This window comes from Ralstonia mannitolilytica (assembly GCF_905397375.1).
Lineage (GTDB): Bacteria > Pseudomonadota > Gammaproteobacteria > Burkholderiales > Burkholderiaceae > Ralstonia > Ralstonia mannitolilytica.
The window spans coordinates 1-13,920 of record NZ_CAJPVG010000015.1 but is presented as its reverse complement, the minus strand read 5'-3'; the positions used below and the strand labels follow the sequence as shown (position 1 = coordinate 13,920).

The window sequence follows — 13,920 nt, the reverse complement described above, 5'->3', positions numbered from 1 at the left end:
CTACTCCTTTAGATTGCCCAGCTCCCGGCGGATCGAGTCGACATTCGCCTGGCTGCGTTCGATGTCACTCTTCAACTGCGCGGTGCGGTCCAGATATTTCTGGTAGTTGCGTTCGTTGCCCTGGCGCTCGGGCTGGCCGTTGTTGTATTCGGTCTTCAACGCCTGGAGCTTGCGCTCCTCTTCAGCCAATTCTGCTTCCAGCACCTGGCGGCGCTCGCCGTCACGCGCCTTCTGCGTGGCGCTGTCCACCCGCGGGAAACCGTTGCTCTGCGCCGGCGCCGGAGCGGCCCCGGCACTGCGCGGGCTGCGCGTCCCCGGCACGGTCACCACGTCGGGCAGCGTCAGTTTCCGGCACCCCTTGACGTTCCCGCTGTTGCGGTACTCCGGCACGCCGTTCGGGCCGGTGCACAGATAGACGTCATCGGCGTACGCGGGGGCCTGCGCGGACAGCGTGGCAAGCACCGCGGCAGCGGTGGCAAGCAGTCCGAATGCGATGCGTGAGGAAGGACGGAACATGAGTGGAACCTGGCTGAAACGTCGATCGGGCGCCGCTGTTCGGCAAACGCGGCGGACGCTCATTCTAGCCACAAAACCCCTCGCGCCAACAGAAAAGGGCGACCTGCGCCGCCCTTCTCCCTCAACGATGTCATGTCCTTGCCCCACGGTTGCATCGCATGGGGCAGCGGCACATTACAGCGAGTAGTACATCTCGAACTCAAGCGGGTGCGTCGTCATGCGGAAGCGCGTGACTTCTTCCATCTTGAGCTCGATGTAGGCGTCGAGCATGGCGTTGGAGAACACGCCGCCGCGGGTCAGGAACTCGCGATCCTTGTCCAGGTACTCGAGGGCCTGGTCCAGGCTCGAGCACACGGTCGGGATCTTTGCGTCTTCTTCCGGCGGCAGGTCGTACAGGTTCTTGTCGGCAGCTTCGCCCGGGTGGATCTTGTTCTGCACGCCGTCCAGACCGGCCATCAGCAGCGCAGCGAAGCCCAGGTACGGGTTCATCAGCGGATCCGGGAAGCGGGTCTCGATACGACGGCCCTTCGGGTTCGCCACGTACGGAATACGGATCGAAGCCGAGCGGTTACGCGCCGAGTAGGCCAGCTTGACCGGAGCCTCGAAGCCTGGCACCAGGCGCTTGTACGAGTTCGTGCCCGGGTTGGTGATGGCGTTCAGCGCGCGAGCGTGCTTGATGATGCCGCCGATGTAGTACAGCGCGAATTCCGACAGGCCTGCGTAGCCGTTGCCCGCGAACAGGTTCTGGCCGTCCTTCCACACCGACTGGTGAACGTGCATGCCCGAACCGTTGTCGCCCACGACCGGCTTCGGCATGAACGTAGCCGTCTTGCCGTAGGTGTGCGCGACGTTCTGGATCACGTACTTCTGCAGTTGCGTCCAGTCGGCGCGTTGCACCAGCGTGCTGAACTTCGTGCCGATTTCGTTCTGGCCCTGGCCAGCCACTTCGTGGTGGTGCACTTCAACCGGAATGCCCAGCGATTCCAGGATCAGGCACATTTCCGAACGCATGTCCTGGAACGTGTCGATCGGGGCAACCGGGAAGTAGCCGCCCTTCTTGCCCGGACGGTGGCCCGAGTTGCCGTGCTCGAACTCCTTGCCCGACGACCATGGTGCTTCTTCGGAATGGATCTTCACGAAGCAGCCTTGCATGTCGACGTTCCACGTCACGCCGTCGAAGATGAAGAATTCGGGTTCCGGACCGAAGTAGGCGGCGTCGCCCAGGCCGGAGCTCTTCAGGTAGGCTTCAGCGCGCTTGGCGATCGAGCGCGGATCGCGGTCGTAGCCCTTGCCGTCCGACGGTTCGATCACGTCGCAGGTCATCACCAGCGTCGGCTCTTCGTAGAACGGGTCGATGTGGGCGGTGCTGGCATCCGGCATCAGCAGCATGTCCGACGCTTCGATGCCCTTCCAGCCGGCGATCGACGAACCGTCGAAGGCGTGGCCGCTTTCGAACTTGTCTTCGCCGAAGTGCGAAACGGGGACCGAGACGTGCTGCTCCTTACCCTTGGTATCGGTGAAGCGGAAATCGACGAACTTGACGTCGTTTTCCTTCACGAGCTTCATCACGTCTGCAATGCTTTGGGACATGCCATTCTCCTGGTAGCGCGATAACGCAAATCATTGTGAGCCGGTTGTGTGACGGATCGCTGCCATATCGGCTGCAACTCGCGCTCACCCCCGAAACATCTTCTTTCTGGCAAGGTCGCCCGGCATGGCCCGACGCCCCTGAAAAAGACCGCGGGAATCTTAGCAGAAACCATGCCAATTTCCGTCCGCCGAGGGGCATGCGCTCCCGCAAACAGTGCAGGCCCGCAGGAGCCCAGGCCCCGGGCGGGAGAGTCGCGTTCCCGACCGGACCGCCCCGGCTCCGACGCCGCACCACGGTGAGCCGGCAGGCTGTCTGACCAGCATAGCCAATGCACGAAGGCGGTGCATAAAAACCGAATCAGCACTATTTGAGTGCGAGCGAACCATGATGGCACCATTACGGGGATTTTCGCCCGCGCCACAGGGGCCCAGCGCTAAAATGATCGCTTTCCATTTCGCCGTCCGATGCCATGACAGCCACCACACTCACTCGCGAGTCCCTGCTGGAAGCCGCCGCCGCGCGCCGCCAGGCCGATCAGCTGCCGTATTTCGGGGCGCTGTCACCGCAGGAGACTGCTGCGCTCCTGGCTGCCGACCCGCAGGCCCGGCTGGTGGACGTGCGCACGCGCGCCGAGCTGGACTGGGTGGGCACGCCAGATGTTGCGCCGGGCCAGTTCGTGCATGTGGAGTGGAACCAGTATCCGGGCGGCGTGCGCAACCCGAACTTCCTGAACGCTCTGGAAGCGGCTGTACCGAAGGACGCACCCGTGCTGTTCCTGTGCCGCAGCGCTGCACGCTCCAAGCACGCCGCCGCCGCCGCTGCACAAGCGGGCTACACGCTGGCAATGGACGTACTGGAAGGCTTCGAAGGCGCGAAGGACAGTGAAGGCCACCGCAAGACCGTGGAAGGCTGGTGCTTCCGCGGCTTGCCGTGGCACGGCGCGTAAACCGGCTCGGGCCTGGTCAGGAGGCCGCTGCGGCGTCCGCCTCGAAGATCTCGCCGCCGAGCGCCAGCGCGCCTTCTCGCAGTACCGCGTAGGCGCGCGCCACGGCCTCGGGCGTCCCCTTTACCCCCAGGTCGATGTGCGAGCGGGCATAGCGCTCGCCGCGGGCCGCATCGCCGACGCTCGGCAGGCTGAAGACCTTCACGCCGTCGAACTCGGCTTCGATGCGCTCCATCAGCGGTGTCAGCCGCGACTCCGGCAGGCCGAACACCAGGAACGATCGCTCTTCGCGCGGCGCGCTGTGGAATTGGTCGGCGTAATACGTGTCGAGCACCCACTCCATCATCGGCCACGCCATCACCGGAAAGCCCGGCATGAAGTGGTGATGCGCCACAGAGAACCCGGGGATCTTGTTGTAGCTGTTCGGGATGATGCGCGCGCCCTTTGGAAACTCACCCATCTTGAAGCGATGCTGGTTTTCGGGCGTGGAGATATCCGCCTTGACGGGATCGCCGCCGGCCGTGTCGATGATGCGCTGGGTGATCAGTTCGCGCGCTTCGCTGTGCAGCTCCAGCGGCACGCCGAGCGCCGCGGCGGCGCATTGACGCGTGTGGTCGTCGGGCGTGGCACCGATGCCGCCGGTGCAGAACACCACGTCGTCGCTGGCGAACGTGCGCTTGAGCACGCTGGTGATGCGCGCGGGCTGGTCGCCAACGTACTCGGCCCACTCCAGTGCTAGGCCGCGCTCGCCAAGCACTTCGATCAGCTTGCGCAGGTGTTTGTCTTCGCGGCGGCCGGAGAGGATCTCGTCGCCGATGATGATCATGCCGAAAGCCATGTCAGTCCTTGTTGCTTAGTCGCGGGGCAGCTCAATGGTGTGCACGTCGATGACCGATGCCTCGACCCGGCGTGCAGGGGGTGCCTCTGCGCGCAACCGCGTGAGCGCGCGCAGGCAGAAGTGCCCGAACCAAAGCGCCGAAAAGATGAAGATCAGCACATACAGCCAGATGACCGCGATGGCGATGATCGGGAACAGCACGATCGTCACCACCGACGACACCCACAGCAGTGTCGGCGCCGAGCCCAGCATGCCGACCGCAATGCCGATGCCCAGCAGCGGCAGCCGGTAGCGCTGCATGATCGCTCGGCGCTCGTCTGCGCTGGCGTGGTCAGCCAGCGCGTCGTAGGTCATCAGCCGATACGTGAGCCAGCCCCAGAGCAAGGGCGGGATCAGGGCAAAGAACGGAGGGATCAGCCACAACGGCAGCGTAAGAATCGCCACCAGGATGAACACGGCCGTGCACAGCAGCGCATGCAGCACGCTACCCGCGATGGAGCCGCCCTTGCGCCGTTCGAGCTGCGGGTAGCTGCGATCGAGAAACCGCATGACCGAAGGCACCGACGTCACGCTCACAAAGACGAGGATCGACACGACGATCACCGGCACAAGCAACGTGATGACAAGCAGCGGTGCGACGGCCGACCACAGGCCCGTCATGCCGATGGCACTGAGGCCGCTCTTGATCCAGCCCATGAAGGCCCAGCTTTCGACGGCGCTCCGGGCCATGCCGTTCATGGCATCCCAGCCGAAATACAGAACGCCGCCCCACACCACCAGGGCCACGATAAACGGCAGCACGGTCAGGAACAGCATGCGCGGATGCAGTTGCGACAGCAGCGCGCGGCCAAACGAGCGAATCAGGTCGTTCATGCGGGAATCGGAGAATCTGCGAGCGGACAGCCTAGCACAGCGCGCCGACATGACGCGCGCGCTGCTTCGCTCGCACTTAGGCGCGGCCGAAAAGCCGCTTGATGCCCAGCCACTGCTGGCGCAGCACGCCGCGGCCGTAGTCGCGTGAGCGGCCTTGCGGCGCCGGAAGCTGATCGCGGATGCCGGTGGCGTGGTACTCCGGCGAGAAGACGGCGGTGCCGAACAGCATGTCCCACCACGGGAACAGCACGCCGAAGTTGCAGCCGCCCAGCACACCCGGCTTGCCGGGCACCTCGTGCCCCAGCCCGATGGCGTGGTGCAGCCGGTGGAAGCGCGGCGAGATCAGCAGCCGCTCGCCGAGCCAGCCAAAGTGCAAACGTACGTTGGCGTGCTGCAGGCTCTGCAGCAGTTGCGAGATGGCGACCAGCAGCACGTACTGCGAAGGCTCGACGCCGATGACCAGCGCCGCGATGGCAAACACCGCGCCGCGCAGCACGTCGTCGATGATGTGAGCGCGGTCGTCCGACCACAGCGTCATCTGCCGCTGGCTGTGGTGCAGCGCATGCAGGCTCCACCACCAGTGGAACTTGTGCGATAGCCGGTGATACCAGTAGTCGAGCAGGTCGAACAGCACCAGATAGACCAGGAAGCTCACGATGGCGATGGACGTCACGCCCGGCCACCAGTCTTCCACGTTCAGGTGCGCCCAGCCCCAGAAACGCAGCTCGCCGTCCAGCGCATCGATGAGCGGCTGCAGCGTGAAGAACATCAGCAGCGGAAAAAAGCCGAGCCGGTGGAACAGCGTATAGATGACATCGGCGCGCACGGCCTTGCGATCGTGCATCGGCTCTACGGGACGCCAACGCTCCAGCGGACGAAAGACGAGCAGCAACACGGCGATCTGCAGGAGACCCATCAGTAGCCACTCGGTGCCGGGGTAGGCATCCTCGACATAACCGCCGAGGCCGATGGCATAGGTGAGCGGCATCACGACATGCTGAAACAGCAGGTCCTGCGCTTGCGTGAAGGTGTCGGCAATCCAGTCGAACATGTCAGTGTGCCGCCGGGTGAGCGGCAAACCAGGCCTTGTACTGCGGATGATCGCGCAGGGTGGCAAAACAGAAACCCTTGCGCTCCAGGCCGGTGATCAGCGGCTCCAGATCGGCGGGCGCCCACGGGTCCTTGCGCGACCAGATGCCCAGGTGCGCCATCGTGATGTCGCCATCGCGCAGGCTCGCGAGCGCCTTGTCGAGCAAGGCCGCATTCGAATACCGCTCGGACGGCAGCTCGTCGCCGAGAAAGCCCGCCGGCGCCCATGCCACATGCGCAAAGCCGCATTGCTGGGCCCAGCGTTCCGTCGTCGCAGAAAGATGGCCGCCGGGCGCGCGCCACAGCGGGTCCATCGGCTGGCCGGTCATGGCCTTGAAGCGTTCGGCGCTGCGCTTGAGTTCGGCGCAGAATTCGGGCTCGCCCCAGACGACGCTGCGGCCGCCCTGCTCGCCGAACTGCGGGCGGAAGCGGACCTTGCCGGCGCCAGCCTCGCCCTTGTAGTAGACGTGATCGAAGGTGTGCGTACCGAAAGCGTGGCCGTCGGCCGCGAGCGATTTCCAGTACGGCACCCATCCGTCATCGAGCGTGCTGTCGCCGTGGATCGTCTTCTCGTTGGCAAGGAAGAACGTGGCGTGGACGCGGTGGCGGCGCAGCGTGTCGGCAATCAGCTGCGCCTGGCTCATGCTGCCCGTGTCGAACGTCAGGTACACCGTGCCCTTGCAGGCGCCGGCGTTGACCCCACCCGGCGCAGCCGTGGCGATCGCGCACAGGCTCAGCGCCGCTGCGGCAGCCACCGTACGCAGGATCAGGCCGGGCTTCATGATGACCACGCCTCAGATGAGCGGCGCGCGCGAACGGAAGTAGATGCCATGCGGCGAGCGGCCGACCTTGATCTCTTCCACCACCTTGCGGCTGGCAACGTCAACGATGGCCACGCGCTTGGCCCAGCGGCACGTCACCCAGAGCTGCTTGCCGTCGGCGGTGAGTTCCATGTCGTCGGGGCCTGGTGGCAGTCCGGTGATGTCGCCCACCTTGGTCAGCGTCTGCTGATCGACGATGCTGATCGTGCCTGACACGCGGTTCGACAGGAACAGATGGCGCTTGTCGCCCAGCGCGCGGAAGTTGTGTGCACCCTTGCCGGTCTGGATGCGCTTGACGCTGGTGCGGTTGCGCCAGTCAATGACTTCGACGTAGTCCGCGCCCGTCATGCCGACGAGCAGGTATTTCTGGTCGGTCGTGACCCACACGCCTGCGGGGGCCGAGCCGATGGTCATGCGCCACATCACGGTCTGCGTGGGCAGGTCGATGGCCATGACCTCGTTGGAATCCTGCAGCGTGATGAAGGCGATCTTGCTGTCGGCCGTGAACGCAATGTGGCTCGGCGTCTTGGCGGCGGGAATCTGCTTGGCGATGGTGAGCGCATGGCCGTCCCAGCGGTACACGTCGACCCGGTCCAGGCGGTTGCCGGTGGTCAGAAACCACTTCTGGTCGGGCGAGAAGCCGATCTGGTATGGGTCATCAATGCGCGGCACCCGCTGCTGAATCTTGCCCGTGATCGGGTCGAGGAACACCAGATCGTTGCCGACCGCGTTCGCCACGATCAGCGATTTCTCGTCTGGTGTCGCAATCAGGTGGTGCGGCTCCTTGCCGACGGGGAAGGTCTCCAGCACCTTGCGGGTGTCCTTGTCGATCAGGGTGACGCTGGCGTCTCCCGAATTGAGCACGGTGACGACTTCAGCACGCGCGGCATGCGTTGCCGCCAGGGCGGCGGCCGACAGGACAAGCGTGGAAAACCAGCGGGAGGCAAACGAGGCGCGCACAGCGGACATAACGAGAAGATTCAGCGACTTAGCCAGCCATTCTAACGCCGGCCCTCAGGCGGTCGCTGACACAAATCAAAAAAGAAAATGGGAACTTTCAGCGCGCAAGACAATGCACAGCCGGGCTACCGCTGCATCGACTCCCATACCTTCTGCAGCCGCTTGACCGACATCGGCACGGGCGTGCGCAATTCCTGCGCGAACAAGGCGATGCGCAACTCCTCCAGCATCCAGCGGAACTCTTCCATGCGCGGGTCGGTGCCGCCCTGCCCTTGCACGCGCAGCGCCTTCTCGGCGCGCTGGTATTGCTGGATGAGCGGGGCCATCTCGTGCATGCGCTGCGTGTCGCGCGTGGGATCCGCCTTGAGCTTGTCGATGCGCAGGGCGATGCCCTTGAGGTAGCGCGGAAAATGCGTCAGCTGCGCATACGGCGTCGCTTCGATGAAACGCTTGTGCATCAGCACCTTCAACTGCGCGTCGATGTCCGCATAGGCGGCGGCAAACGGTTTGGCGATCTGCAGCTTGCGCGGCAGGTGGGCGTACTCGGCCAGGATGGCGCCCACCAGCCGCGCAATCTCCTGCGCCAGCAGCGTAAGGCGTGCTCGGCTCTCGTCCTTGCGGGCGCCGAAGCTGGCGTCATCGGTGGGCAGTGGGTCCTGCAGGCAGGCGCGCTCCAGCGTGGCGTCCAGGATCTGGTTACGCAGTTCATCCTGCGTGCCCAGGTTCATGAACTGGATCGCCATCTGCGACAGGCCGGGGATGTTCTTCTCCAGGTACTTCAACGGCTCGCGCAGCTGGATCGCAAAGAGCCGGCGCAGGCCCAGGCGGTGGATGCGTGCCGCCTCGGCGGGGTCGTCGAAGACTTCCACGTCGCAGTGATCGCCGGCGTCGACGAGTGCCGGGTAGCCGAACAGCGTCTGGTTGCCCTTGCGGATTTCGAGCAACTCCGGCAATGCCCCGAAATTCCACGTCGTGAGACCCGAATACAGCGCAGCGTTCGAGGGTGCGTCGCCCTTGCTGCTCTTGGCCGGCTTGGCACCATCCTGCGCGCCGGCCACGGCCGCGTCCTTGGCGGCGATCGACTGGAACGTCTGCTGCGCCCGCCCGCCCAGTTCCGCGCGCAGCTGGGCCAGGTTGCGGCCCATGTCGAGTTGGCGGCCGTGCTCGTCGATCACCTTGAAGTTCATGAAGTGATGCGCGGGCAGCGTTTCGAGCTTGAAGTCGGCACGCTTGAGCGGCGTGCCGGTCTGCTCGCGCACGTCGGCGATCAGGCGGTCCAGCAGATCGCCGTCGCCGAGCTTCACACGCGAGACGAATCCGGCCGCGTAATCGGGCAGCGGCACGCAATGGCGGCGCAGCTTCTGCGGCAGGCTCTTGAGCAGCAGGTGCACCTTCTCCTTGAGCATGCCGGGCACCAGCCATTCCGCCCGCTGCGCGGGCACCTGATTGAGCGCATACAGCGGCACCGTCAGCGTCACGCCGTCGCGCGGGCTGCCGGGCTCGAAGTGGTACGTCAGGCCCATGTCGATGCCGGCGATCGGCAGCGTCTTGGGGAACAGGTCGGTGGTGATGCCGGCCGCCTCGTGCCGCATCAGGTCATCGCGATTCAGGTACAGCAGCTTCGGATTACCCTTGGCCGCCTCGGCATACCAGCGCTCGAACGAAACCGTGTGGTAGACGTCCGCCGGAATCTGGCTGTCGTAGAACGCGTAGATCAGTTCGTCGTCCACCAGCACGTCCTGCCGGCGGGACTTGTGCTCGAGATTCTCGATCTCGCGCACCAGGCGCTGGTTGTGCGCAAAGAAGGGCAGGCGCGTCTCGAATTCGCCATCGACGAGCGCCCGGCGGATGAACAGCTCGCGCGCCTCCTTCGGCTGCATCGGCCCGAAATGCACGCGGCGCTGCTGGTAGATCGGCAGGCCGTACAGCGTGCCGCGCTCGAAGGCCATCACCTGGCCGGCCTTCTTCTCCCAATGCGGATCGCTCCACGACACCTTCAGCAGGTGCGCGCCGACCTTCTCGACCCACTCCGGCTCAATGCGTGCGAGCGTGCGGCCGAACAGGCGGCTGGTCTCCACGAGCTCTCCCGCCACCACCCACTTGCCGGCCTTGCGTGCGATGGCCGAACCGGGCCACAGGAAGAACCTGATGCCGCGTGCGCCCAGGTATTCGCGGCCTTTGCCGTCGGCCTCTTCAATGCGCACGCCGATGTTGCCGAGCAAGCCCGTCAGCAGCGCCAGATGCAGTTGCTCGTACGTCGGCTCGGATTCGTTGAGCTTCCAGCCCTGCTCCGCCACCGTGGTGTGCAATTGCGAATGTACATCGCGCCATTCTCGCAGCCGTACGTGCGAGAGGAAATGCGCGCGGCAATTCTCCTGCAACTGCTTGTTCGATTTCTTGTGCGCGACCGCCTCTTCAAACCACTTCCACAACTTCACCCAACCGAGAAATTCAGACTTCTCGTCGGCAAACTCGCGGTGGGCCTGGTCGGCCTGCTGCTGCAACTCCTGCGGGCGCTCCCGCGGATCCTGCACCGACAACGCGCTCGCAATGATGAGCATTTCGCGCAGGCACTGGTGGTCGCGCCCGGCCAGAATCATCCGCGCGACACGCGGGTCCAGTGGCAGGCGGGCGATCTGCTTGCCCAGGGGGGTCAGCGCATTCTCGTCGTTGACGGCGCCGAGTTCCTGCAGGAGCTGGTAGCCATCCGCAATCGCCCGGCCCAGCGGCGGCTCGATGAACGGAAACTGCTCGACGTCGGTCAGCCGCAGCGCCTTCATGCGCAGGATCACCGACGCCAGCGACGATCGCAGGATCTCCGGATCGGTAAAGCGCGGCCGCGCGATGAAATCGGCCTCTTCATACAGACGGATGCACACGCCGTCGGCCACCCGGCCGCAACGGCCCGCGCGCTGGTTCGCCGCGGCCTGCGACACCGGCTCGATCTGCAATTGCTCGACCTTGTTCCGATACGAATAGCGCTTGACGCGCGCCAGCCCCGTATCGACGACATACCGAATGCCCGGCACCGTGAGCGACGTCTCCGCCACGTTGGTGGCCAGCACGATGCGCCGCGCGTTGGACGGGCGAAACACGCGTTCCTGCTCCTGCACCGACAGCCGCGCAAACAGCGGCAGGATCTCGGTATGCGCCGGATGGTGCTTGCGCAGCGCCTCGGCTGCTTCGCGGATCTCGCGCTCGCCGGGCAGGAAGATCAGCACGTCGCCGGGGCCTTCGCGGGCCAGTTCGTCCACCGCGTCGACGATGCCGTCATAGAGGTCGCGGTCCTTGTCATTCTCGTCGCGCTGAACAGGGCGATAGCGCACCTCGACCGGATACAGCCGGCCGCTGACCTCGATGACCGGCGCCGGCCCTTTCGGCCCCGCAAAGTGCTCGGCAAACCGCTGGGCGTCGATGGTCGCCGAGGTGATGATCACCTTCAGATCGGGCCGGCGCGGCAGCAACTGCTTCAGGTAGCCGAGCAGGAAGTCGATGTTGAGGCTGCGCTCGTGCGCCTCGTCGATGATGATCGTGTCGTACGCGCGCAGCAGCGGGTCGTTCTGCGTCTCGGCCAGCAGGATGCCGTCGGTCATCAGCTTGACCGACGCGCCCGCCGAGAGCGTGTCGTTGAAGCGCACCTGAAAGCCGACGTGCTCGCCCACCGGCGTGCCGATCTCCTGCGCGATGCGCTTGGCGGTCGACGTGGCGGCAATCCGTCTGGGCTGCGTATGGCCAATGAGCCCGGTGCCACCCGCCCCGATGCCTCGCCCGATCGACAGGCATATCTTGGGCAGCTGCGTGGTCTTGCCCGAGCCCGTCTCGCCGGAAACGATTACCACCTGGTGTTTGGCGATGGCCCCGGCGATTTCGTCGCGCCGGGCCGACACGGGCAGCGCTTCCGGAAACGTGATCGGCGGAACGGGATTGGCGCGTGCGCGGCGGGCCTCGAGGGCGGCTGCGAGCGCTTCCGGCGTCGGCGTGGGGCGGCGCGGGCGGCGGCCATCACCGCCCGGCTGGCGTGCAGGCCGGTTGGCGTCGTGGGGCTGCGGTCGGGAGGGTGCCGCAGAGCGCGGCCGGGCGTGGGAATCTGACATCGGCCGGGATTATAATCCGCGCATCTTTCCTGCACCGGCCGCGCTCTGCGCCTACCCTGCCCCCGCCCGTGACCGCTCGTTCCTCCGCCCCCGCCGCCGGCGTTCCGCCCAGTGTTTCGCTGGTCGCCCACACGCCAGCCCCCGACGTCGCCCCGATTGCACCCACGCCAGAACAGCAGCAGTTTGTCGACTGGCTGCGTGCCGTGGCGCCCTACATCCATGCGTTCCGCGACAAGACCTTCGTCATCGGATTTGGCGGCGAATTGGTCAAGGCCGGCATGCTGGGTTCGCTGGTCAACGACGTCGCCCTGCTGCACGCCATGGGCATGCGCATCGTGCTGGTGCACGGCTCGCGCCCGCAGGTGGAAGAGCAACTGGCGCTGCGCAACGTGCAGACGCAGTTTGTCGACGGCGTGCGCGTGACCGACAACGCGGCGCTTGAATCGGCCAAGGAGGCCTCGGGCGAACTGCGCCTGGATATCGAGGCGACTTTCAGCCAGGCGCTGCCCAACACGCCGATGGCCGGCGCGCGCATCTCGGTGGTGTCCGGCAATTTCGTGACGGCGCGGCCGGTCGGCATCGTCAACGGGGTGGACTTCCAGCACACCGGGCTCGTGCGCAAGATCGACGCCGATTCGATCCAGCAATCGCTGTCGAACCGCAAGATCGTGCTGCTCTCGCCGCTGGGCTTCTCGCCGACGGGGCAGGCGTTCAACCTGTCGATGGAAGACGTGGCCGCCAATACGGCCGCGGCGCTCAAGGCCGACAAGCTGATCTTCATCACTGAAGTGCAAGGCCTGGTGGACCGGGTGGGCAAGCTGCAGCAGGATCTGTCGATGGAGATGGCCATCGAGCGCCTGCGCGACGGCAGCCTGTCGCACGACGTGGCGTACTACCTGCAGCACATCGTCAAGGCCATGCGCGGGGGCGTGCGCCGCGCGCACCTGATTCCGTTCGCGCTGGACGGCAGCATCCTGCTGGAGCTCTTCCTGCACGATGGCGTGGGCAGCATGGTCTCGCACACCGACCTGGAATACCTGCGCGAAGCCACGCTGGACGACGTGGGCGGCATCGTGCAGTTGATCGAGCCGCTGGAAGCAGACGGCACACTCGTGCCGCGCGAGCGCCGCCTGCTCGAACGCGACATCGCCAACTTCTCGGTCATCGAGCACGACGGCATCATCTTCGGCTGCGCGGCGCTGTATCCGTACCCGAAGGAAGGCGTGGGCGAAATGGCGTGCCTGACGGTGTCCCCCGACAGCCAGGGCACCGGCGACGGCGAACGCCTGCTCAAGCACATCGAGGCGCGCGCGCGCGCCATCGGCCTCAAGCACCTGTTCGTGCTCACCACGCGCACGGAACACTGGTTCCTCAAGCGCGGCTTCGTGCGCGCCAGCGTGGACGATCTCCCGGAAGACCGCCGCAAGCTGTACAACTGGCAGCGGCGCTCGATGGTGCTGATGAAGAAGCTCTGAGCCGCGGTATGTCCCCGAGCGGCGTGCCGGAATCGCAGGCGAACCGGCTGCGCGCCTTACAATAGCGGGATTCGCGCGCGCCCCATGGCGACGCATCCGCCACAAGAGTCAAAGAGAGGAACCCCATGGCCCGCATGGTCCACTGCGTCAAGCTCAACAAGGAAGCCGAAGGCCTCGACTTCCCGCCCCTGCCCGGCGAACTGGGCAAGAAGATCTGGCAAAGCGTGTCGAAGGAAGCCTGGGCCGGCTGGCTCAAGCACCAGACCATGCTCATCAACGAAAACCGCCTGAACATGGCGGATTCCCGCGCCCGCCAGTACCTGCTCAAGCAAACGGAAAAGTACTTCTTTGGTGAAGGCGCCGACCAGGCTTCCGGCTACGTGCCCCCGCCCTCGGCCTGATCCGCCCTGAAGAGCAGAAAAGCCGTTCAGTATGCGCTGAACGGCTTTTTTTGTTGGCTGACCCGTCCTGAATAAGGTTGACACTTTTTCCTGGTGGAGCAAGGAGAGTCAAGATGCAAGGGGCAAAGAAGCGAACGCAGCGGGACTACAGTCTCGGTTTTACGCTGTCGGTCGTGGAGCAGGTCGAAAGAGGCGAACTGAGCTACAAGCAGGCGCAGCAGCGGTACGCAATCCAGGGTCGCTCGACGGTGCTGTCCAAGGGCTGAGTGTCGAGCGGGCCTGCCGATACATCGGCATCAGCCGCCAGGCGTACTACAAG

The 13,920-nt window shown here is 65.3% G+C and carries 11 protein-coding genes and 1 pseudogene; 4 read left to right on the top strand and 8 right to left on the bottom strand.

The window, feature by feature from the left end; translation table 11 throughout:
* Nucleotides 1-516, bottom strand: coding sequence for a hypothetical protein (locus KHN96_RS20545; protein WP_062737528.1), 516 nt, complete (start codon nt 514-516; stop codon nt 1-3).
* Nucleotides 517-690: 174 nt separating this feature from the next.
* Nucleotides 691-2,106, bottom strand: coding sequence for a 3-hydroxylaminophenol mutase (locus KHN96_RS20540; RefSeq protein WP_045786625.1), 1,416 nt, complete (start codon nt 2,104-2,106; stop codon nt 691-693).
* 470 nt (nt 2,107-2,576) lie between these two features.
* Between KHN96_RS20540 and KHN96_RS20535 the strand changes: the two genes are divergently transcribed.
* Nucleotides 2,577-3,053: a rhodanese-like domain-containing protein gene (locus tag KHN96_RS20535; protein WP_045786624.1), complete on the top strand. Its 477-nt coding sequence runs from the start codon at nt 2,577-2,579 to the stop codon at nt 3,051-3,053.
* 16 nt (nt 3,054-3,069) lie between these two features.
* On the opposite strand, the gene KHN96_RS20530 is transcribed toward KHN96_RS20535, so the two are convergent.
* From KHN96_RS20530 to hrpA, 6 genes are all read right to left on the bottom strand, one after another.
* Complete coding sequence (locus KHN96_RS20530; RefSeq protein ID WP_062737527.1) at nt 3,070-3,888, bottom strand: competence/damage-inducible protein A; 819 nt, start codon at nt 3,886-3,888, stop codon at nt 3,070-3,072.
* A gap of 15 nt (nt 3,889-3,903) precedes the next feature.
* Nucleotides 3,904-4,761: an EI24 domain-containing protein gene (locus tag KHN96_RS20525; RefSeq protein WP_045786622.1), complete on the bottom strand. Its 858-nt coding sequence runs from the start codon at nt 4,759-4,761 to the stop codon at nt 3,904-3,906.
* Between the two features lie 76 nt (nt 4,762-4,837).
* Nucleotides 4,838-5,812 carry a sterol desaturase family protein gene (locus KHN96_RS20520; protein ID WP_062737526.1) on the bottom strand — a complete coding sequence of 325 codons (975 nt, stop codon included), beginning with the start codon at nt 5,810-5,812 and terminating at the stop codon, nt 4,838-4,840.
* A gap of 1 nt (nt 5,813) precedes the next feature.
* The gene (locus tag KHN96_RS20515) at nt 5,814-6,632 is read right to left on the bottom strand and encodes a polysaccharide deacetylase family protein (protein ID WP_062737525.1); all 819 of its coding nucleotides are present in this window, start codon (nt 6,630-6,632) and stop codon (nt 5,814-5,816) included.
* Between the two features lie 12 nt (nt 6,633-6,644).
* On the bottom strand, nt 6,645-7,640 hold the full coding sequence (locus KHN96_RS20510; protein ID WP_045786619.1) for a YVTN family beta-propeller repeat protein: 996 nt from the start codon (nt 7,638-7,640) through the stop codon (nt 6,645-6,647).
* Nucleotides 7,641-7,756: 116 nt separating this feature from the next.
* The gene (gene hrpA / locus KHN96_RS20505) at nt 7,757-11,725 is read right to left on the bottom strand and encodes an ATP-dependent RNA helicase HrpA (RefSeq protein ID WP_062737524.1); all 3,969 of its coding nucleotides are present in this window, start codon (nt 11,723-11,725) and stop codon (nt 7,757-7,759) included.
* Between the two features lie 68 nt (nt 11,726-11,793).
* On the opposite strand from hrpA, the gene argA reads away from it, so the two are divergent.
* The 3 genes and pseudogenes from argA to KHN96_RS20490 all read left to right on the top strand — a co-directional run.
* Complete coding sequence (gene argA / locus KHN96_RS20500; protein WP_045786617.1) at nt 11,794-13,200, top strand: amino-acid N-acetyltransferase; 1,407 nt, start codon at nt 11,794-11,796, stop codon at nt 13,198-13,200.
* A gap of 125 nt (nt 13,201-13,325) precedes the next feature.
* Nucleotides 13,326-13,601, top strand: coding sequence for an oxidative damage protection protein (locus KHN96_RS20495; protein ID WP_045786616.1), 276 nt, complete (start codon nt 13,326-13,328; stop codon nt 13,599-13,601).
* Between the two features lie 113 nt (nt 13,602-13,714).
* Nucleotides 13,715-13,855 (top strand): annotated as a pseudogene (locus KHN96_RS20490) (IS3 family transposase); the annotation flags it as partial.
* Nucleotides 13,856-13,920 lie beyond the last annotated feature (65 nt).